Raw genomic sequence first — 22,560 nt, forward strand, 5'->3', positions numbered from 1 at the left:
CAAAGGCCATTGCAATCGTATTCAATGGGCGTGTTTCCGCGTTCAGTCACGCTTCGCGGACGGTGGTGGATGGTTCCAATGGATCTGCTCGATCCGTCCATCGAAGCCCTGTTTCACCGGTATCGGAAAGAACGGCGCGAGCCGTTCGATGTCGCCGACGTCGTAACGCAGCGGCGGCAGCAGCGCGCGCCGTGCCGGCACGATCACGGAAATGTTGTAGCCATAGGTCTTCAGCCGCGCGTCGCGGCAATCGATGCCGGCCACGACCAGGTTGTACAACAGCAATCCGGCGTTCCATAGCGTGAGATGGCCGCCGACGATGCGCGACCGCGCCGGCGGCACGGTGATCGCCAGCCAACCCTCGTCGGCTGCGAAACCGAGCAGGCGCTGCAGGAACGCGCCGACGTTGGTTTGATGCTCCAGCGCATGCGAGCACCAGACCACATCGAAGCGCCGGTCGCTGCGGAAATCGGCGAAATCGCCGACGAAGTCGGGGCGATGGCCCCGATAGGCTTCGAAGGACACGGTGGTGACGTGTTTGCCGTGCGCGGCGAAATGACGCGCCTGGCGCCCGTCGCCGCAACCGACGTCGAGCACGCTGTCGAACGCATAGTCGCGCAGCAGCAACGACAAGGCTTGATCGCCCAGCCAAGGCGCCGCCGGTTCGCGCTTGCGGCCCCGCGGCGACGGTTTGCGAACCGAATACGGCGAGCATGTTTTCATGCGACCGCCCGGGCATCGCCGTCGCGGACATCGCCGCTCGCTTCGGCCGCCAGGCGCAGGTTCGCCCGCACCCATGCGTCGAAGCCGTATTCGGCGCATTGCGGTGTCAGGCTTGCGCGTCGCTGCGCCCATCGTTCGCGGCGATCCAGCACGGTTTCGATCGCCGCGCGCATCGCATCGGCATGGTCGACCAACAGCCCGCGCTCCTCGTCGGCCAGCAGTTGCGGGGCCCAGCCGACGCGCGCGGCGATCACCGGCACGCCGGCCCGGACCGCATCGAACAAGGGCCAGGGGCCGCAATCGGTACTGCCGGTGACGACCACCGCATCGAAACGTCCTATCCACTCGCCGACACGCGCCAGCGGGCATTGCGCCAGCGTCCGGTACGCGCAATCGACGCCGGCGCGGCTGAGTTCGCGCATCGCCGCGTCGAGTCGTTCGCCGACCAGCACCACGCGCGCGCGTCCGCGCAAGTCGCGCGCGGCGGCGATGAAATCCGCCAGGCCGCTGGCATCGGCCGTATCGAGGCCGCCCCTGGTGCACGGCCGGCCGACCCAGGCCAGGGTCGGTAGTGCAGCGCCGGATGCGGGCTGCGCGACGCCCGGATTCCAGCCGACCGGCTGCAGCGTCCATCGCCGTTGCGACAGATCGATGCCGGCCTGTTCCAGCACCGCGCGTTGATCCGGATGCGCCAGCATCAGTCCCGCGCAGCGCGCCACGTCGGCGCGCGCGCCGTCGCGGCGGTACAAGGCCGGCGCGCCGGAATCGTGCAACTGCACCACGCTGCGCATCGGCTCGGGACTGCGGCCGGCCTCGCTGGCGCGCAGGAAAATCCAGGCGCGCGCCTGAGCGATGGGGCGCTCGCTGGCCACGATCCGGTAACCGGGCTGCGATTGCGCGGCCAGCGCCTGCTTCCAATGTTCGAACAGCCAGCCTTTGTTTTCGGCGACCACGTTGATGGTCGGCGCGGTCTCGGCCGAGACCCGGACGGGCCGCGTGGGCGGGCGCGGCACGAGCCGCGGAATCACCGAGCCGGCGCGCGCCAGCGGCCGTTCGCGCAGGGCCAGTTCCAACAACGCCGACACCCGCGTCGGATCGGCGGCGTCGGCCAGAGTGAACTGATGCGAGATCAGATGCCAGGTGTAGGCGCGGCGGCAGGCCACCGATTCGGGCGCGCTCACGCTGGCCTGCAGCAAGGACCAATCCTGCGGCACCTGAGTCAGGAACGGCTGCACCGGCGCTTGCGCGGGCCAGACGTTGCGTCCGAGCACGATCGCCGGCACGTCCCACAACAAACCGTCGTGAGCGACATTGCTGTTGAGAGTAAGGATGCCGCGACAGGCTCCGCTGCGCAGCATCTGATGGACGTTGCCGCGGCTTTGCGGCCACAGCAGATCCTGGCCGCGGCGCAGCCTCAGGCGAAGATGACGGTTGACGGTGCGCGCATCGGCCGGATGCTGTTTGTAGATCACCGGCCACGGCGGATCCAGCTGCGAGACGTGATCGATCAAGGCTTGCATGCCGCGCAATTGCGCCGGTGCATGGCGGACGATGTTGGTGTCGGATTCGATCTGCAGCGGTACCAGCAGGAACTGCGCCGGCAGCGCGGTCGATTCCGGCCGGTTGGCCTGCATGTATTGGTAATAACCGTCGAACTCGGCCGCCTTGATCGCCTCCAGCCGGCGTTGCAGCGCGGCGTCTTGCTCGGCGGTCAGCGCTTGTCCGTTCCACACGAACGGCGCGGCATGCGAATCGGCATTGATGCCGCATGGACTGATCTGGTAGTCCGAACGCGGCAGCCAGCCGTGTTCGCAGTACAAGGTGGGGCCTTGGGTGGTATAGCCGCGCCCGTTCCAGACGATCGACAGCACCCGCGGATTGTTCGCGGTGAACCGGGGATCGCGGCTCACCGAGTGACCGAGTCCGGCGATGCTGCGCGCCAGCGCGTCGAGCAGACCACCGACCATGCCGCCGGAACGTTTTTCGATCGCGACTTTCATTAGCGGACTCCTTGCCGGTGCGGCGGGCGGAATGGACGGGCGGGGCGGTGCAGCCGCCGAGGTGTGCGGCGCAGCGAATCGCCGCGCGGCCGCGACGGCGTCCTCGCGTTCTTGCGCACAGAGCGGGTCGATCCAATCGTGGTCGAGGGCGGCGCGCGGCAGTTGAGTCAGGCGGCTGATCGGACTGAGATTGACCAGTTCGATCCCGCGTGCGCGCAAGGCTGCGGCGAGCTTGCCGTATTGCGCATCGATCTCGCGCAACCGCCCGGTCAGCGGATGGCGGCCAGTGGCTGCGAAGAAATGGTCGTCGGTGAAATCCACGCCGATCAGGCCGATACGGCGCGCACCCATGTAAGCGGCCAGGCAGACGGCGACGTAGGGTGAGTTCTGGGTGTAGTTCAACGCGCCGTCGGTCTGCGGCCCGATGCCTCCGTACTGACCGAGACGGAAACGCACGACCGGCGGACGTACCGCCCCCAATTCGATCTGGGTGAACAGCGCTCGCGCGTTGGAGTGCTCGACGTAGCGAAAACGGTCGTGCTTGAACTGTGAGCGCGGATTGAGCACGACCAGATAGGTTGGATCGAAACACCTGCCCACGTCGTTGACGCCGATGGAGATCGATCCCAGCTGCGGCGAATGGCTGGTCAAGGACTGGCCGCAGCCGCAGACAATCACGGATTGGCCCGCGTGCGAATTCTTGAACGAGTTCAGGGCATCGGCGTTCATCGCTTGCTCCGCGTCCGCCCGTGCATCCCGAGCGCCTCAAGGTTTCGCCGGAGGTTCATTGAGTACGACCTTCTTGTTTCCAACGATCGTTTGTATCTTCGCTTTGTAGTTCTTTATTCCAGCGTCTTTCGCCCTGACTTCCATGCGAGCGATGAAAACCGTGATGGTGGGGTAGCGGCGCCCTTGCTTGATGAGCTCGATCAACTTCGACTCGCTGGTGATCCTGGCTCGTGCAATTTCTGTGCTGGAGCTGAAGTTCAAGCTGATCACCCGGTCCTTATCGAGTTGCGGATCGGGAACCGCCGCTTGCGAGAAGAACGAGTACTTCTCGTTCTTCAACCACTTCGGAGAAGCGCTCGCGCCTTTCCAGAAATACAGGCCGGACTGGCCGCGCACGCGCTTGGCGAAGTTGCCTGCCATGGTGACGTCGACCTTGACCCAGACGACGTTCTTGATGTTTCCCGACTTGGCCTTGGCCAAGGCCTTGGTGGAATGTTCGAACGCACGGAACGGACCAGTGTTGACGCTGTTGGGCGCGGACACCAGATTGGCCGCGATGCCCTTGCCGCCCAACTGCTCGGAAATGACGTGCATCTGCACCCACTTGTCGGTCGCCGTGGTAAGGCCTGCGTCGTACACTTCCTTCCATCCCGGAGTTCCTGTATTCGGGCCCTGCGACGGCTTGCTTCCGGATTTTGCGTCGCCGACGATGTACTCGATGGTGTGCGAGGCGTTGTCGGGTTCGGTCGATTTGGGATAGTCGCTCGCCTTCGGCGGCCCACCGGCCAGCGCAGCGAACGCGGCGCTGACCTTGGCCAGTTCGCTCTTCACCTGCTGGCGTCGGGCCTTTTCAGCCAAGTTCTTGGCCAGCGGAGTGAAGATGACCCGCTTGGCCCGATCGAATACCGAACGGGCGGTCTGCAGATTCTTGCGTCCTTGTTTGTCGTCGGCAGCCATACCTTTTTCGCGCGCGTCCAAGTACGCCTCGACCGACATGAGATCGGACTTGACCGACATCTTCGCGGTGTCGCCGGTTCCCTGGAACAGCACGGTGTGGCTTTCGCCATCGGCGTTCTTGAACGGACTCTTCTCCTTCCACCAGTCCACCAACGCGGCAGCCTTTTCCTTGAGCTTGTCGAGGAACTTGCCGGCGACTTTCTTGATCCAGGCCACCAAAGAATCCATGGCCTTGAACACCGGCGCGCGGATCTTCTCGATGATGCCGTTTATCTTGCTGGCGATCTTGCCCAGCCCGGCGAATCCGGCCAGGAAGTTGATCGCCAACGACAACAAGCCCTTGAGGATGGACTCGACCTTGTTCGCTGCCGCGTCGGTCTTGCCGGCGGCGATGGCGATGATGGAATCCAGGAACGCGGTGACCACCTGGATGATCTTGGAGATCTTCTGCACGAACACCATGATGGTGTCGTAGATCGACACGATCGCCGAGATGAAGCCGGCGCCGGGGATGAACATCGCCACCAGCTTTGGAATGGCTTTGGTGACGATGGCCTCGATCACCATGTCCATGATGCCGCTGACGACCTTGTCCTTCTGCGCGATCAGCTCTTCCTTGATCTGTTCCCAGGCCGCAACCGGTCCCTTGGTCACCAGCGTCACCACGATATCGAAGCCTTTCTCCATCGCCGCGACCACCGGTTCCCCGAAGGCGTTGACCATGCGTTCGCGCAGGTTGGCCCAGGTCAGGCCGAGTACCGAGAAGGCGAACTTGACGATCTCGCCCAGCGCCAGGGACTTGGGAATGTAGACGCCGGTCAGCGATCCGGTGAGCCAATCGACCAGGCCGTCGGTGAGGTGAGTGCGGAATTTGTCGGCGAACTTCTGGAAGCCCTGCTTGCCGGCCTTGACCAGATTGCGCACGAATGGAATCGGGTTCTTGAGAATGCTCTTGAGCGCCGCGCCGGTACGCTTTACATAGCCCAACGCGCCCGGTGCGACCACCGAGAAAATGATCTCCAGCAGGTTCCACACCGCATTGCCCGCCCACGAGACGAAGCGTCCCAGGAAGGTGCCGAACACGCCGACCAATTTCGCGAAGGCGCGCGGAACCAGAATGATATCGACCAGCTCCAGCGACTTGAAGGCGGCGACGAAGGTCGGCGGAATCTGCAGCACGAACCCGACCAGATCGCTCATCGCGCCCTTGAACCAGGCCCAGGCCTTGGGGATCGCGCCGGACTTCTGCATGTTCTGCCAGACGTCCTGTTGGCCGATCAGCTTCATGAAGCCGCCGATCAACAGATCCGCGGTGCCGGTCACCGGCTCGCCGGTAATCGGGTCCTTGCCCATCACGCCCTTGAGCAGGTCGTAACTCGGGCGGCCTTCGGCGAGTTTGGCGATCGGCTTGAGGATCGCGTCCTTGATGAACTGGACGATGTCGGTGACGAAGTTCTTGACGAAGCTCTTGAGCTGGTCGATCGGCGCGGTGAAGATCTTCTTGGCGCGATTCCACACTTGGCCCGGGCGGAACAGGTCGCGCCAGCCCAGCGAGTCGAGAAAGTCCATCAGCGCCTGCTTGAACGCCGATCCGACCATGCCCAGGGTTTTGATCTGCGCAGCGGCCCAGTTGGCGACTTTCTCGAAGATGCCGCTGTTGTCCAGCGCCTGGGTGATCAGGCCGCCGCCGGGAATGAATTCGATCACCGCGCGCAGGATGTTCGCCGGGCTGGCCTCGACCCGGCTCATGTTGATCGGGTTGACCCCGAGCACGATGGTGAACATGCGGAAGCCGGGAATGATGTTGGCCTTGTCGGCGATGAAGTCCAGCACCGTGTCGATGCCCAGCCGCTGCACCTTGGGCGGCGCGGTCTGGCTGATCTGCGGCGAGGCCTGCCGCTGCACCACCGCGCGCTGCTGGATGGTGTGGGTGAGCTCATGGGCGATCAGTTCGCCGCCATCGAGACTGTCGGGCCGGAACTCGCCGCCGCCGAAGAAGATGTCCCGGCCGTAGGCGAACGCGCGCGCGGACAGGCGCGAGGCCAGCTTGGCGCTCTTGCCGTCGGTATGGATGCGTACGCCGCTGAAGTCCGCGCGGAAGCGCGGCTCCATGAACTGGCGCAATTTGGGCGGCAGCGGCGAACCGCCGCCGAGGCTGGCGCGGATTTCCGCTTCCACGTCCGCGTCGGCGTGAGTGGGGCCGCCGCCCTTGCGTTGCACTTGCGGGGCGAAGTGGCCGATGTCGTCGGTGCGGTTCGCCAGACTGCTGCGATGCACTTGCGCGCCGACGCTGGCCCGGGGTGACGCCGATTCGGCCGGTGCCTGCATGCTCATGACCGCGCGAGCGACGCTGTCGGCCTCGCGTTCGGAGGGGTCGCTGCTGGAGGACACCTGCATCTGCGCCTGCACGCCGGACGGCAAGGCGCTTTGCAGCGCCGGCACTTCCTCTGGACTGCGCGGCGACAGCAGCGTGCTCAGACGGCGGCCGACATCCGGCGCAGGCGCGGCGACCGTGCGCGCCTTGCGCGCCGGCTGCGCCTCGTGCGCGGCACGCACCGCGACCACAGGACTGGTCGCGTGGGCCGAACGGGTCGGCGCGGAGGCGCTCATGGCTCAGGCGTTCGCCGCCGGCCGTTCCGGCGGCCACGGGCGCAAAGGACATGCGCCGCCGTGTTTACGGTACTCGCGCAGCAGCGAGGCATGCATGTGCGCGGTGCGCATCGCCGCGCCGTCCTGCAGCGACAGCAGGCGCGCGTGCAGCACCACGTTGCGCCATTGCCCGCCGCTGAGCGTGCAACGCGTGGCGGCGTCCTGCAGCCATTGCTCGTCGATATCGGCCGGGCCCAGATGCAGGCGCAGGATCTCGTAGCGCCGCCAGGCGTCTGGCGGGCGGAAGTTGACCACTACGTCCATGCGCCGGGCGAAGGCGCGATCGATCCGGTCGGCGGCGTTGCTGGTGATCAGCACGATGCCCTGGAAAGACTCGATGCGTTGCAGCAGGAAATTGGTTTCCAGATTCGCGTAGCGGTCGTTGGACGAGGACACGTCGGTGCGCGCGGCCATCAGCGCGTCGCCTTCATCCAGCAGCAGCACCACGTCCAGTTCTTCGGCGGCGCTGAGGGCGCGGTCGAGGTTCTTTTCGGTTTCGCCGATGTACTTGTTGACGGTGGCGGCCAGGTCGATGCGGTACAACTCCTTGCCCAGTTGCGCGGCCAGGCGGCGCGCGGCCAAGGTCTTGCCGGTGCCGCTGGGGCCGGCGAACAAGGCGCGCACGCCCACTCCCGACGCGTCGGTGCCGGCGCTGTCGGCGGCCAATGCTTCGCGCCAACGGCAGCGCGCGGTCAGCGCATCGAGTTCTTCGCAGGTGGCCGCGTCGGCGGCCAGGGCGTGCAGTGCGCTGGAGGGTTCCAGGCGCGTGGCCAGGGTATCCAGACGCGCGTCCTGCAGGGTCCGGCAGGCGCGGCGCAGGTCGGTTTCCTCCGGCGCGTCGCGTCCGGCTGCGCGCGCGAAGCCCGCTGCGCTGGCTGCGACGCGGGCGATGCCGCCGCTGCTCAGCCGCCAGCGCGCGGCGAAATCTTGCAGCGCATCGAGCGATTGTTCGGGCAACGCTTCGCGCCAATGACGCAGGCGCTGCTCGGGTTCGGGCATCGGCAACTCGATGCTCAGCATCGGTCGCGAATCGACTTGCCGCCACGCGCCTTGGGCGCCGCTGACCACCAGCAACGGTGCGGTGCTCAGCGCCATTTCGGGCAGGTCACGGCGTTCTCCGGAAGCCAGATCGAGCCCGATCGCGGGCACGGCGTCGAGCAGGACCGACAAAACGCCGAACAATCGCCAGCGCGTCGGGTCGTCGAGGACGGACGCTTGCGCGAGCAGCAGCGATCGGTCGAGTTCGCGCGCCAATGCGCCGGCCAGCGTCCTGCGGCCGTTTCTGGCCGGGCCGCGGATCAGCAGCACCGGCGCGGGCCTGGATTGCAGCAGCAGCGGCAAGCCGATGCAGGTCGCGCGCGTGGCCGGCGAGGCGATATAGGCGTCCAGGTTCGGCAAGCGTTCGATCGGTACGAACCGCAGCCACGACTCGGCGAGCACCGGTGCCCGCAGCGCATCCCACACGCTCGGCGGAACCGACACACTCCAGTCGGGGCGGGGCAGATCGGTATCGCCGGCGTTGAGCAGGCCCAGTTCGATCAGGCGTTGCAGGCTGGCGCGGACTTGCCCGGCGCGGTCGACGCCGTCTTCGGCATCGCGCCACCAAGCCATCAGCACGCCGATCGACGGGCGGCGCGAGGCGGCGCGCCTGCCGTCGACAGGTGTGCCGTCGCCGGGCGCGCCGTCGAAGACTTGGCCGAACCGCGGGTCTTCTTCGATCAGGCCGACGGCGAGCAGGAGTTCGACCTCCAGTTCGCTCAGACCGGCGTCGCGCAGGGCTAGCAAGGGCAGATGCCGGCCTTGCGCGCGGGCGAGGGTTTCCCACGCGCCGAGCGCATCGCGCCACACGCCGTGGAAGCTGCGGCCGGAAGATAGAGCGAGCGGCGCGGTGTTCGGCACGCACGCTCGCAGTTCTTGCGCATAGTCGGCCAGGAACGGATGCGCGCGCAGCGCCGCTTCGGTGCCGCCGGGGTCGGTGCAGACCTCGATCAACCGCGCGATCACGCCGAGCAAAGCCAGACGCAGATGAGTGGCGGCGTCGAACGGGAGGGCGGACAGCGGGGCGCAGGCGTCCATGACGGGCTCAGTCGTAGTGAAAGCGGATGTCGCGTCCGGCCGCGGGGACCCAGCCCGGATCGCGATCCAGGCCGGCCAGCCGCAGCGGCAGCGGCAACGTGTCGAGGGAGAAATACGCGTGGACGTACTGCAGATCGCAACGGACCCGCGCGTGTTGGCGGCAGACCCGATCGATCGCGGCGCTGCCTTGCGCGTCCATGCCGAGCGCATGCGCCAGGCGCGTGCGCAGGTACAACTGCAGGCAACACAGCCAACGGCGCGAGCGGGCGCGTGGCAGGACGAGCGGATCGCGGTGCAGACGTTGCAGCCGGGCGCCGCGGATGTCCGGGTATCGCTCGCTCCAGGCCGTGGCTTGGGCGAGAGGCGCGATATCGCGATCGCGCGCCAGATCCGCCAGGACGAAGCCTTGCGGGTGCCACACACACAGGCGTTGCCGGCCGGCGCGGTAATGCAGCCGATCGGTGCGGCTCCAGCCACCGAGCCAGTGATCGGCGATGCACCAGTCGTGCGGTGCGCGGAAGTCTGGGCCGACGGTGTCGGTGTCGGTGTCGGCGTGGCCAGCCAGCGCCGCCAGCAGCGGTGCGATCGGGTCGGCCCGCAGTTCCGCGCCGAACCAGTCGTTACCGATCCACAACAGCCAATCCCAGGGCGACAGCGGCAAATTCGCCGCGCGCGGCGCGGTGAAGTCGGCGTACAGGCCCAGGGTCAAGGCGATATTGAGCAGATAGAACAGTCCGCCGAATTCGCTGGCGACTTCGCTTTGCGTTTCGGTAATCGCGTGCCGCGGCGCTGCCGCGACGGGCGAGGGCATGGGAGCGATTTGCGCAGCGACGGCATCGCATCGGATTTCGGCGCGTACTTCGTCGACGGGCGCGGGGTGCGCCGGGTCTTCAACGTCGGCCTGTTCGCCAGGATGCGATGACGAAAGTGAAGCGACCTGCTCGTACGCTGCGAGCGCCTGGATCTGAGGCGGGTTGGAAGTCGGAAGCGGCGGCGGGCGCGGATATTCGCCGGTGGCCAGTGCGCCGTCTTCGACGCGCTGCTCTGAATCCGCGATGGTTCGCGCGGCGGACAGCGGCGCAACGGATGCAGACTCATGGCTTGAAGGGAGGTATTGCAGATCGGATGAATCGTCCGCCGCCGCCCAATCGGCAATGGCCGCGGCAAGCTGCGGCGTGCGCAGCCACTGTGGATCTCGTCGTGCGATCAGCGCATAGGCGAGCAGCCGGGTGGCTGCCGGTGTCAGCCGCGCGCCGAGCAGCTCGGGAACCTGCGCCAACAGGCGCCGGCGGGCGTTCGTCGCCGGATCTTTGCCGGTACCGATTTGCGCCGACGCTGCGCGTGCGGTATCCGATGCGTAGGTTCGTTCGCGCGCCCGCCGCGCGTGCGAACCCTCTTTGCGTAGATGCGTGTGGTCACGCTCAAACTGCGGCCGCTCAGGATCGGGCGCGTCGAAGCGATCCGCCAGCGGCGCGGCGTAATCCGCGGCCAAGGTCGCCAGCGACAACTTCAGGTCGTCCGCGGACATCCGCCTCATCCATGCAGGCCCCAGACCGTGTTCGGCGATCAGCGCGGTCGTGGCGACCAAGCTCGCGCCGTGACACAGCACCTGCGCGCGCAGCCATTCCTGCAAGGTCGCCGCACCGAGCGCGGCGTGCCACCACCATGGCCGCGACGGCCGTCCTTGCAGCCAATCGCGGATCAGACATGCGGCGAGCTCTCCTGCGCCGAACCAGATCGCCTCGGCCTCGGCTGCGCCTGGATCGAGCCACGGCCGGCGCGCGCCGCGGGCCAGTTCACCCACGCGTTGGTCGACTCGCTCGGCGACACGGTGGTCGCCGAGCGATGCGATGCTCAGCCGACGCAGGAACAACTGCGCGTCGGCCGGAAGCTCGCCGGGTTTCCAGTTCGCTCCGGCCAGCGCCCGCTCCAACCGTTGCCGCGCCGACAGCGCGTCGCCGCCGAAGCCGCGCAGCTTCACGCTGCGCAGCTCGGCCTGCTCGGAACCGCGACGCGATGGTTGGATCGACAACATGCTCGTCAGGATTCCTCTGCCGGCGTCACGGGCCGGACTTGCGCCGCAACAACAGGAACAGCAGCACCAGCACGATGAACGCGATCAGCCACCACCACCACTTGATGCCCGAGGCCGGCGGCGTGTCGGTTTCGCGGGCGACTACGCGGGTCTTGACCGTGGTCGAGCCGCCTTCCGGCACGACGACCTTGTAGTAGTTCGGCGCGATCTGCTGGGTTCCGTCCAGGACGGTGTCCCAGCCGGTCAGGGCGCCGTCGTGATGGACGAAGTAGCCGAACGAGGACTGCGGGTAGAGCAGGTGCCGGTTCTGGCCTTCCACGCTCACCATCGTGCCGCTGTCGCGGAACGCATGCACCACATAGGTCGGATACAGCTGGTTCATCACTTCGAAGTCGCCGTCCAGCGGCGGACGCGGCGGAATCTCCGAATCCTTGGGCGTGGGTTTGTGTGCGGCGACCGAGGGCCCTTCGCCACCTTCCAGAATCTCGCGAACCTTGGCGTAGTCGACCAGGGTCGGCTTGGGATCCGGGCGCGACACGCTCTTGGGCATCATCAGCTGCTGTACGTACAAGAACACGTCGCGTTGGGTCTTGCCGCCGCCGAGCGGGCTGACGCCGGCGACGCTGACCTGGGCTTCGCGCTCGAAGGTCGAGGCGTCGACAAAGTCCATATTGCGGTACACGCTGGACGGGTTGTAGCTCAGACCGCCGCCGCTGAGTTCGACCAGCATGCACTGGTGCGGGCGACGGATCGGATTGACGTTCGGACAGGTGGGATCGCCGGCCTGACCGGTGAAATCGCACCGCTCGGCCTGGGTCATCGTCCAATTGAAGTTGGGCGCGTTGTTCGCGGCGATCGAGGACTTGACCCCTGCGGAAATGGCGGCGTTGTTGGTCACCGGAGCGGGGTTGATCTGCTTCCACAAGGTGTTGGTGGGATCGGTGACATCGTTCCAATCGGGCTGCGTGCCCCAGTTGGCGATGCGGAAGGTCGCCGAGATCTTGCCCGGATCCACCTGCGCACCGGTTTCATTGTTGACCAGGGCGAAGAAGGTGTTGGTGCCGTTGATCTTGATCTCGTTGGGCCGGGCGATGCCGCCGCCGTCGGTGTTGGTGGTGCCCACGTCATTGCTGACCAGGCTGAGGGACTTCTCGCAACCCGGAGCGCCCGGTGCCTGCGCGATGTCGGCGAGCGGCCAGGTGTTGGCCGCCGGCATCGTGTTCAGATCGAACAAGGTGACGTCGGAATCCATGCTGTGGTAGACGACCGCGTTCGAAGGCTGGCTCACCTGCAGCGCATAGGCGATGCGGAACTGAGTGGTGCCCGGGGGCAGATACAGCCCTTTGTTGAAGGAGTCGGCGGGGGAGGCGACCAGCGGCAGACGCATATTGATCGCCCACTGTTGCGAGGCCTTGTCCAGCCATACCCGGGTGTTGGGCGTGAGCCAGGTCGGTGCGCTGGCCGTGTTGGTCCATGCGTCGGCGACGAAGGTACGCGTCTGGGTAAACACCGGCGGGGCCGCGTCGATGTTGGCGGCCACCGTGGTGAACGGACGCACCTCGAACATCACGTCGGGATCGCCGCCGGTGGAGAACGCCACGCGCAGAGAATCCAGGGTGGGATCGAGTTGGCCGTCGACCTTGACCAGCCATGACAAATACAACTGCTGCTCCGCGCCGCCTGTGCGCAGCACGCGGAAGGATGCGTGTTCGGAGGCGCCGGTGCCGAAACTGCGCGCGGCCGAGCCGCGCCAGCGCGGATCGTCCAGGCGCGGCCAGTAAGTGGGCTCACCGGCGGCGCTGTCGATGAAGTTGGGCGCGCCGGACAATGCGGGCACACCGAACGCGACCGGGACGCACAGCGCCGGCTCCGGCGCGCCGCCGGCGCGGATCGCCGGGGGATTGAGGCCCAGCACGAGGGTCGCGGCGAAGGCGAGCCAGATACCGCGCAAGCCTCGCCGGCGGGTGGTTGGATCGGGCATGTGGCGCATGCGGGAAGGCTGGTCTTTCATGGCAACACTCCTGATGGAACATTCCTGCGGGGACGCGCGTCTTCAGGCGCGCACGGTGTTGTAGACGGCCGAATACACGGCGGTATTGCCCTGACGCTGGATCCGGATCTGGATCTGCGCGTTGGCCGTCGCGGTGGCGGTCGCGGCCACCCGGTAGCTCAGCGGGCGCGCCGTGCTGCCGGTGGTGAGATCGCCGGGGTTGATCTGGATGGTGTCGATGGTTCCGTCGTCGAGGTTGATCGCCCATCCGGTGGCGCCGCCGAGCACGCTGCGCGTGATCGTGTAGATCCCGGCCACGGTGAACGTCGCGGTGAACGCCAACCTGCGGTTCTGTCCGCCCGGCACGGTCAGGGTGTTGCCCGACAACGCGCCTTGCGAGGCCAATGGATCGGCCAGCAGGCTGATGCTCTGATCCGGCGGCGGTGTCGGTGTGCCGACGACGAACTGGCGGATACCGCTGGTACCGGTGATGGTGGATGCGTCCGCGCTCAGCGTCACCCCGAAGGTGGTGCCGTTGGCGACCGCCGGGACGTTGGGGATCTGTATCTGCACGGTGGCCTGCTGTCCCGGGCTGAGGGTGATCTGGCGCGTGCTGAGTTCGTTGCCCAGTCCGTCGAGCACGCGCAGCTGCGAGTTCCACGCCGCCGCGTTGCCGGCGGTGTCGACCATTGCGGTCAGCGCCCAGGTCGCCAGGTTGTTGGTGCCGGAGGTGATGCGATAGAAAAAGCTCGCCGGTTGCCCGGGGACCACCGTGGCCGGCGTCACGCTCAGCCATTCGATGCTGATGTTGCCCTGCAACGGGTTCTGTTGCGGCCGCAACACCACTTGCCGCGTCACCGACTGGCTCTGATTGAACACCACCAGATCGACCACAGTGCCGGCTTCGAGTACGCCGGACACGTTGGGAATGACGAAACGCAACTGGGTGTCGCTCGACCCGGGCAACAGATTGAGCACCTGGGTGGCGTTGAGAAACACCCGCGCGGCGCCGGCGGAGAACTGGAAGTTCTGGCCGAGTATCTGCAGGGTGTCGCCGATGCGGTACGGGCCCGCCGGCACCAGTTGGGTAATCGCCAGACCGGTGCCGGGGCCGCCGGACTCCAGGGCCTGGATCCGCAACAACGCTTCGTTGAGCGTATCGACGATTCCGTTCCAGGCCGTGGCGCTGATGATGTCGCCCGGATTGACGCGTAGCAGCGGACTGGTCATGACTGGATCCTCTCAGGCGACGGTAGTCAGTGAGTTGCTGAAGTAATTGCTGAAGTCGGCACGCGCCAGGTCGAAGCGCGCGAGCGCCATTTCGGGCATCTGCCCGCAGGCGAACACCAGCAGCGGCTGCACGCTGCGTCCCTGGCTCATCGCTTGCACGGTCTGCCAGGGCCGGTAGATCCACAAGTATTCGCCGCTGCTCAGATCGGTCGGCGAGAACGCCAACGACTGGTGCTGCATCGCGCCGATCTGGCGCGAGTCGATGAACTGGGTTTGTTGCGCGCTGCCCGGTAGCGGACGCCGCGACACGCCCCAGAAGAACGCGGCGTCGCCGAATCCGCGCAACGGCGGGTTCTGCAGCGGCACCACGCCGAACGGCGGCAGGTAGCGGAAGTGGTCGCGCGCGCGCAGCGTCGCCGGGTTCGCACTGGCGGCGAGCAGATTGGCCAATTGCTGCTGGAACTGCGCGCACATGGCCTGCGCTTCGACCAGTCGCCGCGTCCGCGCCAGGAACGCGAACGAAGACAGTTCGGCCGGATCGAGCGGATTGCGCTGGAACGAGAAGCCCGACAATGCATCGGGTTCGAGCAGGCGTCGCCGCACCGACCAGGTGTCGACGAAGCCCAGGCCCGCGGCGGTCCAGTACACCAGCGCCAGCGGCACCTCGCAGTCGCTCAGTCCGGTCGGGCGCAACTCGTCGATCAGCCCGTAACTGGGCGGATCCACCCGCCAGGGATCGAACGCGCTGGCTTCGCGCGCTTCGATGCCGAAGCAGCGATACGCCAGACGATTGCGGAACAAGGGTGAGGACGGATCCAGGTCGGCGAAGCGCAGCGGATTGATGGCCTGCAGGCGGAACTGCACCGCTTCGACCGTGGCGTCGGTATTGCAGCGCACGTTGCCTGGATCCAACCCATTGCTCGGTGCGCGGCCCTCGTCGGATCGCGCCGGCGCGATGGTCAGCACGTACACGCCGGCGCCGGCGACGTAGACGCCGTCGGCGAGCGGATTGCATTGGGCGAATACGCACTGGCAGTCGCCGTCGCCGTCGTCGCCGTCGAAGCGGCGGGCGAGGGCGACGCTGGTGTCGGCGTTCAGGCGCAAGGTATGGCCGAGGCGATTGATCGCCAGGCCCGCGCGCACCCGCAGCACCGGCGCGTTGGGGCGGTCCAGGTCGGGATCGCGCGCGGCTTCCAGGCCGAACGCCACACCGTCGCCGATCGCCAGGCCCAGACGCGCATCGGCCTGTCGGTGCGCCTGTTGCTCGCGGCTGAGATCCTTGCCGGTCAGCAGGCGTCCGTTGAAGAAATTGACGTTGCGGATGCCGCCGTCCTTGATCGGCTGCTGCAACTGCAGGACATCGTCGAGTGTGCTCATGGCGGCCTCAGATGCTGGCGATCGAATGCCACTGCCCGACGCCGTCGGCGACCAGGGTCACGGCTTTCTTCTTCTTGACCGCCAACTCGGCCACGCCGTCGATGACGTCGCCGTTGGGTACGTCGGCGAGCAGGGTCAGGCTGGTGGCGTCGGCGTTCTTGAACACCACCTGGCGGCCGGCGTTGGCCGCGGTGGACGCGGGCAGGGCGATGGCGAGCTTGCCGCCGCCGAGTGCGATCAACACGCGCGCGCCGTCGCCGAGCGCGGCATCGGCATCGACGAACTCCACCGGCGATGCGGACGGCGGCAACGGTTCGGCGGGCCCTGGGCCTGCGAACATCTCCGCCATCGATCCGCCGAAGCCGGCATCGGCGCCGGTGCCGGCGCAATCGCAGCCGCACAGCGTCCATTCCTGCAGCAAACGCAGATGCGCCAGATACGGCCGCGCGCTTTCATCGATCAGCACGCCGGCCGGACTGCCGTCGACCTGCCACAGGCCGCTGGGCGAGCCGCCGCTCCAGACGATCTGCAATTCCACCCGGCCCAGCAGCAGGCAATCGGTGTCGGGGAACTGGGCGCGATGGCAGCGCATCGCCATCCACATCGGCCGCAGTTCGCTGATCCAGAAACCGAACGCGGTGCGCAGGAATTCGCACTGATGCTCGCGCGCCAGTTGCAGGCGCGGCGAACCCAGATCGAACAGGTAATCGCCCAGGGTCTGCTGCGAGGCCGGCGGCGACATCGGCGGCGACAGGGTCTGCGCGTCCAGCCACGGCTGCACCGCGCTGGACAGCGCGGCCAGCCAGCCGGACGGATCGGCGGTGAGCGGCGGGCTGGTGTCGAGGATCGACACGTTGGCGCGCAGCCAACGCACGAAATCGCGCAACGCGTCCTCTTCGACCTGGACCGGCGCGTGCTGGCGCAGTTCCAGGCGGAAATCATCGGCCACGCGCGAGGGCTTCATCAACTCGTCCTCGGAGCGGCACGGTTCGCCCGGGATCGGCACCGGCCGGGTCTGGCAATCGGCGTAGCAAAGCGTCAGATACAGCGACACCGCGCCGCTGGTGACCGTCGGCGGCGCGTTAGGCGGCAATCCCGGATCGAGCATGCGCGCGACCAACGCCGCGTTGTCGGGCTTGGCCAGCCAGCGATTGAGGATCGCACACTGGTCCGCGCCGACGCAGATCAGGCGTCCGCCCGGCGTCAGCGCCGTACCCGCCGAGACGTGCAGGCGCGGGCCGTCGCTGCCGCTTTCCTCCCATCGCGCGCGCAGGCCGCTGAGCGTGCCGTAGCCCAGCGCTTCGCGCGCCAGCCATTGGTCGCGCCCGGACAGGTAGGCGAACTCCTGTTTGAAGTCGTCCACGCCGAGCACCATGCCGCGCTCGTAATTGACGTGCTGCGAGGGATCGGCGGGCAGGCCCGTCAGTGTGGTCACCGGTTCGTTGCAGCAGCCCATGATTCGACTCCCTTGTTCGGTTTGCGGTGCTTGCGCTCAGCAATCCAGCGACAGACGGTCGCGCCCGTGCAGGCGCGCGGGACCGCCGATGAAACTGGCGCCCAGGTAGGCCCGGCCCACCACGGCATCGGGGATCAGCTCGCTCGCGCGGCTGCCGGCACCCAGTTGCGTGTCCAGCCCCAACCGCGCCTCGCCGACGCGGTTGAAGGCCCAGTAGAAGCGCACGTCGAACACGGTGTGCGCGGGTTTTTCCAGCTCGACGATGCGCCGCGCCAGCGCCAGCTTCTGTTCCAGCGCGTAGGGATCGGCGATCACGCTCGCCACCGGTAGCAGCACCGAGAAGCGGTGCGCGGTGCGGTGCATGGCTAGCAGTTGGCGTTCGAATTGCAGCCAGTCGGTTTGCGCGTCCAACGTCGCCGGCAGCGCATCGGGCACCGGGATCTGTTCGAAGTCGGCCCAGGCCGCGCGATACGCGCCGCGCAGGCGTTCGATGCGGCGGTAGCGGCGGGCGAGGAAGTCCTGCCACAGCCGGCGCTCGCGGGTTTGCGCGTTGCGCGCGCAGTGACCGAGCCAGTCCTCGCGCGCCGCCTGCGTCTGCGCAGGCAGCGCCGGCAGCCGCAGCGCGTCGAAGTCGGCGTAGTGACTGCCGTGGGCGCGGTTGAGCGCATCGATCTGCGGGTAGCGCGATTGCAGCAAGACGCGCCAACGTTGCCGTTCGGCGGCGCCCGCGGCGGGCACGAACCCCAGATTCGCCAGGGCGAAGCTGCGCCATTGCTGCGCGGCGTTCTCGTCGCCGGGCGGCGCCAGCGAGAACGCGGTGATCTGTTCCAGCGCGCTGGCCGGGCGGCCCAGCCAGGCGGCGTAGCGGTCGGCCAGCCCGGCGTTGCCTTCGGCCGGCGTCCACAGGCTTTGGCGCTGCACCGCGCGCGGACCGCCGCCGGCGCGCGCGGCCGCATCGGCGATCAGGGTTTCGACCAGCCGGGTTTGGTACGACTCGACGATGCGGATGCGACCGGCGCCTTCGTCGCCGTCGCGCGGGCCTTCGAACATGGCCGCGTCCACATCGATTTCGAACGCCATCGCCAATGCCAGGCGCAGGCCGTGCACGGTGCCGCGCCAACGGAAGAAATCCATCGCGTGACGCACCAGCAGACGGTGCCGACGCTCGTCCCAGGCCGGATCCAGGGCCAGATCGAACCAGCCCGCCAGCCACGGCAGCGCGTCGTGCGGAACGCTGCGCGCATCGAACAGCGATTCGACCTGCACCACCCGGTCTTCGATTTCGGTCAGGGTGCTTTCGCAATTGGCCAGCCAGCGTTCCAGGAACTCGCCGCTGCCGACGTCTTCGCGATACACCGCCGGCAGAAAACGTTGCGGGTAGGAAAAACGCGGCGCCCACAGGCGCAGGGCGCGCAGGCGCGGAGTGCCGGTGCCGTTGCGGCTGACCAGGGTCAGGCGCAGTTGCAGGTAACGGCCGCGCGCGCGTTGCAGCAGCAATTCCCAGGTGCCCGCGCCGGCTTCGCGGCGGGTCCGGCGCGCGGCTTCGCGGCGCAACCAGGGCAGCTCCGGACCGTCGCGGCGCAGGCGCGGCGACGGTTCGCGCAGCCATTCGCCGATTACCTGCGCGTCGTGCGCGGGTTGTGTTTCACCGGCGAACCAGCCGTCGAGTTCGTCGCCGGCGCGGCTGTCGACGATCACTTCGGTGTCCGGCGGCACGCCGCCGTCGAACAGCAGCTTGTCCCAGACCGTGCCGAGTTCTTCGCTGTCGAAGGCCGGAGTGATCAGCACCGCCTGGGCGGCGTAGCGATGCTGGTGCTGCTGCACCACCGGCGTCCAGCGCGGCTGGTCCGGCCCGCTGTCGTAATAGGCCATGCCGCCCAGCGCGAGCAGTGCGCGGCCGCCGTAGCGGCGCAGCGGATACAACTCGGCCGGGGCGCGCAGGGCGAAACCGTCGTCGTCGTCGAGCACTTCGAAGGCGTGAACCTGATTGCCGATCTGGCTGGCGACGAACAGCCGCGGCGCGGCGCCGGCGGCCTCGTTGCCCAGACCGCTGGCATAGACCATGTCGTGCGCCGGCGCGGGCAGCAGATCCAGCCATTGCGAAGCGTCCGCGCTCCACGCGGCGCCGTCGCGCGACAGGCGCACCACGCGCGAGCGCGACTGCGGCAGGTCGCGATCGAGCAGCATCGTCCGGCCCGGCCCATGCGATTGGATCGCGATAGGATCCAGCAGCGGCGTGGCGATCGCGTTCAGATCCAGTCCGCCGGGAAACTGCAGCGGCGGCTGCGCGCGCGGCGGTCCCGACAGCGGTTGGAAGTCGTCGATCGCCGGCGCGGGCAGGGGCAGCATCGGCTGGCCGCTGTTGACCACGGCGAGGGTGCAATCGAGTTCCCACAATTGCCGGTGCGCGCGATCGAGCACCCAGGCGCCGCCGCCGTGGCGCGCGCACAAGGCGAACGGTTCGAACGGCACCTGCGACGGCCATGCGGTTTCCAGCGGCGGGCCGCCGGAAATCAGATCGAAACTCATCACCCCGCGCGATGCGCCGCGGGCGAAGGCGACGATCAGGTAATCGTCGTGGCTGACCGCCACGCACAGATAGCGATCGGGTTCGAGCTCGGCCGCGGCCGCATGCGTTTGGAACGAGGAGATCCGCTCGCCGCGATCGATGGCGAGCGCCGGCCAGAATTCGCTTTCGGCGCCGCTGCCGGCTGAGGTGACCCGCAGCGAACGCGCGTCGTCGGCGATGCGATAGACATTGCCGTGGCGGTCGGCATCGGCGCTGCGCCGCGCTTGCAGGTCCAGCCGCATCTCGCCGCTGGTGGCCGGCAGTTCGATCGGTTGCGGCCGCAGGCTCAGCTCGCTCATCGCCTCGTCCCAGGCCGGCAGATCCGCGGGCGCCTGCGGCATCGGGCTTGAGAAACCGTCCCACCAATCGGCGAGCGGCCGGCCGTCGCGGTCGCGGCAACGCGACCAATCCTGACGGCCGAACAGCATCTGGAAGCGCGCGCCGTTGACGTTCATCAGCAGGTCTCCGGCACGATCGGCACCGGCAGTAAGGGCGCGGTCGCGCCGCCGCCGCCCGCGCCGCCGCTGTTGCCGCCGCGCAGGGCATCGATGGGGATCGGATCGCCGACCACGACCGAGATGCCGAGAATCCGCGGCAGTTGCAGTCCGCTCATTTCGATCAGTTCGTTGGCGGCGCGCTCGCCTTCGGCCAGCAGCACATCGGCGACCGACGTCACTCCGGCCACGCGCGCGACTTCGGCCAACAGCACGCGCGCGGCGACCGCGGTGCGCAGCGGCCAGCCGCGCGCCGGATCGTTGCCGCGCGGAGTGAACAATCCGGCCTCGCGCGGTTGCGCGCCGGCCGGCCCGATCGGCGCCAGCGCCTCGCGCAGACGGCGTTTGACGTCGTCGACCACTTGCGCGATCGCATAACCGGCCGCCGCTTCGATCCCGACCGAGATCCACAACCCTTTGTAGTCGGCGCCGCGCACCACCAGTTCGGTGGTGACCAAGCGGCGCGGATCCAGATGCCGGCACAAGGCGTTGAGGAACACCCGATCGGCGCGCGGCGCGTCGGGCTGGCCCGGATCGGTGCGCGGAATCGCCAGCACCGTGACCACGCCCGGCGCCGAACCGGGTTCGTTGGGCGACAGATCGGGATGGAACGCGGGCAGGATTTCGATCCGGCCGATCTGCACGCCCGGCGCGCGGCAGGCCACCGATTCGAAATCGTCGACGCTGACCATGCGATCGCGATGCTGCAGATAACGGCGCACCTGTTTCTCGCCGCTGTCGGTGCTCTCCGCATCGGCGCCGCCCCAGGTGCGCACCGGATTGCTCACCGCGAAGCCTTGCGGCAGCTGCGGCGCGGTGTCGATCGCCTGTTCGGCGACGTTGCCTTGCGCGCCCAGGCAGAAATCGTAGGCGGCGTACACGCGCGCGCCGAGCGGCAGACGGCGACCGCGCAGGCCGTCGCCGAAGCGCAGTTCGCCTGCTTCGGGGTCGAGTTCGAAGACATCGGTCGACGCGCTCGCGCCGCAGGCCGCGGACGGCGCATCGGCGCGGCGCGGATCGGGCACCGGCACTTCCGGCGCGGCCGCGGCAAGATCGTCGATCTCGCTCCAGGGTTGCGGCGCGGCGTCGCCCAGACGGGTGAGCACCTGCACCGAACCACGCAGCACCGGACGGCGCGCCAATCGCCGGCTCTGGTCCGGGCGGCCGTCGCCGTCGGCCAAGGGCTCGGAGGCCACGCGCTGGATCTGACGGATCGGCGCGGCGTTGATTCCGGCCCAGCGCAAGCGCGCCTGCGCCGCGCCGTCGGCGCGCACGCGCAGCCAGGTCAGCACGCGCGCGGCCAGCGCTGGATCGTCCAGGCTCGGCGGCATGTCGCCCACACCGCCTTCCAGCGGATCGACATCGCGCCACAGGCCCAGTTGCGCGGCCGCGGGCAGGCTCAACTGGACCACGCCGGGCACCGACAGCAGATCCACGTCGGTGCGCGGTTCCAGTTGCCGGTACGCGGGCGCGGGGCGGTCGTCGGCATCGCGCGGGACGCGGCCGTCGGCGGGCACGTTGGGCAGTTCGAAGCGCAGCAATTGCCGGCTCTGGGCGTTGCCGGCCGGCAGCAGTTGCGCGCCGACCGTATCCAGCGCCGGCACCAGGCCCAAGGTCAGGATGCGTCCGGCCAATGCATCGCGCAGCGCCTTCCACGGATCGTCGCCGTCGCCGGGCGCGTCGGTGGGCCGCGCCAACAGCGCGATCCACAGCGAGCGGTCGACGGTGTCGGCGTTGAGATCGACGCTGTCGACGGTCTTACGGTCCAGCGCCAGGGTCTTGTACAACTGCACGTCGCTGGGGAAGGGCAGTTGGTAGGACGCGTACAACAGCTTGTAGTAGTCCAGCAATTCCGCGCCGGGCTGTTCGATGCGGCGCTTGAAATAGACCCGCGCCTCCACCGGCAACACGTCCAGGCCCAACTGGGTGCGGAACGGCACCGCGCCGGCGCGCACTTCCAGATCCGCCGGCAACGGTTGCGCGCGGGCTTCGCCGCGTTGGTTGTCGAACGCGACCAGGCCCTGCGCGGCCGATGCGCTGGCCAGCGGAACCCGCAGCATCTGCAGGAACTTGAGCCGGTTGCGTTCTGGCGTGAGGTTGGCGCGGTAGAGCAGGTTCTCGGTGAGGAAGGAGAACAACTGCACCAAGGTCACGCCCGGGTCGCTCTGGTTGAAGTTGGTCCACTCCGGCGTATGCACGCTCGCGCGCGCCAGCGTGTCCTCGACCAGTTGGGCGTAACGGCGGTCGTCGATGGGCGGGGGCGCGAGCGGCATCG

The 22,560-nt window shown here is 67.9% G+C and carries 11 protein-coding genes; all 11 read right to left on the bottom strand.

The genetic code is table 11. The features are described from left to right. Nucleotides 1-42: 42 nt before the first annotated feature. From ACTOWJ_RS02985 to ACTOWJ_RS03035, 11 genes are read right to left on the bottom strand one after another with little or no spacing between them, the layout of a single operon-like run. Nucleotides 43-723 carry a class I SAM-dependent methyltransferase gene (locus ACTOWJ_RS02985; RefSeq protein WP_441333102.1) on the bottom strand — a complete coding sequence of 227 codons (681 nt, stop codon included), beginning with the start codon at nt 721-723 and terminating at the stop codon, nt 43-45. Next, the gene (locus tag ACTOWJ_RS02990; RefSeq protein ID WP_441333103.1) at nt 720-3,452 is read right to left on the bottom strand and encodes a glycosyltransferase; all 2,733 of its coding nucleotides are present in this window, start codon (nt 3,450-3,452) and stop codon (nt 720-722) included. Before ACTOWJ_RS02990 ends, ACTOWJ_RS02985 begins: the two co-directional genes overlap by 4 nt. 36 nt (nt 3,453-3,488) lie before the next feature. Then, on the bottom strand, nt 3,489-7,019 hold the full coding sequence (locus ACTOWJ_RS02995) for an eCIS core domain-containing protein (RefSeq protein WP_441333104.1): 3,531 nt from the start codon (nt 7,017-7,019) through the stop codon (nt 3,489-3,491). Nucleotides 7,020-7,022: 3 nt separating this feature from the next. Continuing rightward, entirely contained in the window at nt 7,023-9,134 is a 2,112-nt protein-coding gene (locus ACTOWJ_RS03000; RefSeq protein ID WP_441333105.1) for an ATP-binding protein, read from the bottom strand. Nucleotides 9,135-9,141: 7 nt separating this feature from the next. Continuing rightward, nucleotides 9,142-11,169: a hypothetical protein gene (locus ACTOWJ_RS03005; protein ID WP_441333106.1), complete on the bottom strand. Its 2,028-nt coding sequence runs from the start codon at nt 11,167-11,169 to the stop codon at nt 9,142-9,144. A 25-nt stretch (nt 11,170-11,194) separates the two neighbouring features. Next, nucleotides 11,195-13,180 carry a hypothetical protein gene (locus ACTOWJ_RS03010; RefSeq protein ID WP_441333107.1) on the bottom strand — a complete coding sequence of 662 codons (1,986 nt, stop codon included), beginning with the start codon at nt 13,178-13,180 and terminating at the stop codon, nt 11,195-11,197. Between the two features lie 42 nt (nt 13,181-13,222). Continuing rightward, entirely contained in the window at nt 13,223-14,389 is a 1,167-nt protein-coding gene (locus ACTOWJ_RS03015) for an IPT/TIG domain-containing protein (protein WP_441333108.1), read from the bottom strand. A gap of 12 nt (nt 14,390-14,401) precedes the next feature. Further along, a complete protein-coding gene (locus tag ACTOWJ_RS03020; RefSeq protein WP_441333109.1) occupies nt 14,402-15,766 on the bottom strand; it encodes a hypothetical protein in 1,365 nt (454 codons plus the stop codon). 7 nt (nt 15,767-15,773) lie between these two features. Further along, a complete protein-coding gene (locus tag ACTOWJ_RS03025; protein ID WP_441333110.1) occupies nt 15,774-17,222 on the bottom strand; it encodes a hypothetical protein in 1,449 nt (482 codons plus the stop codon). A 36-nt stretch (nt 17,223-17,258) separates the two neighbouring features. Further along, on the bottom strand, nt 17,259-20,246 hold the full coding sequence (locus tag ACTOWJ_RS03030) for a phage tail protein (RefSeq protein WP_441333111.1): 2,988 nt from the start codon (nt 20,244-20,246) through the stop codon (nt 17,259-17,261). Further along, complete coding sequence (locus ACTOWJ_RS03035) at nt 20,246-22,558, bottom strand: baseplate J/gp47 family protein (protein ID WP_441333112.1); 2,313 nt, start codon at nt 22,556-22,558, stop codon at nt 20,246-20,248. Before ACTOWJ_RS03035 ends, ACTOWJ_RS03030 begins: the two co-directional genes overlap by 1 nt. Nucleotides 22,559-22,560 lie beyond the last annotated feature (2 nt).

The organism is Lysobacter sp. CA199 (genome assembly GCF_052078715.1).
Lineage (GTDB): Bacteria > Pseudomonadota > Gammaproteobacteria > Xanthomonadales > Xanthomonadaceae > Lysobacter.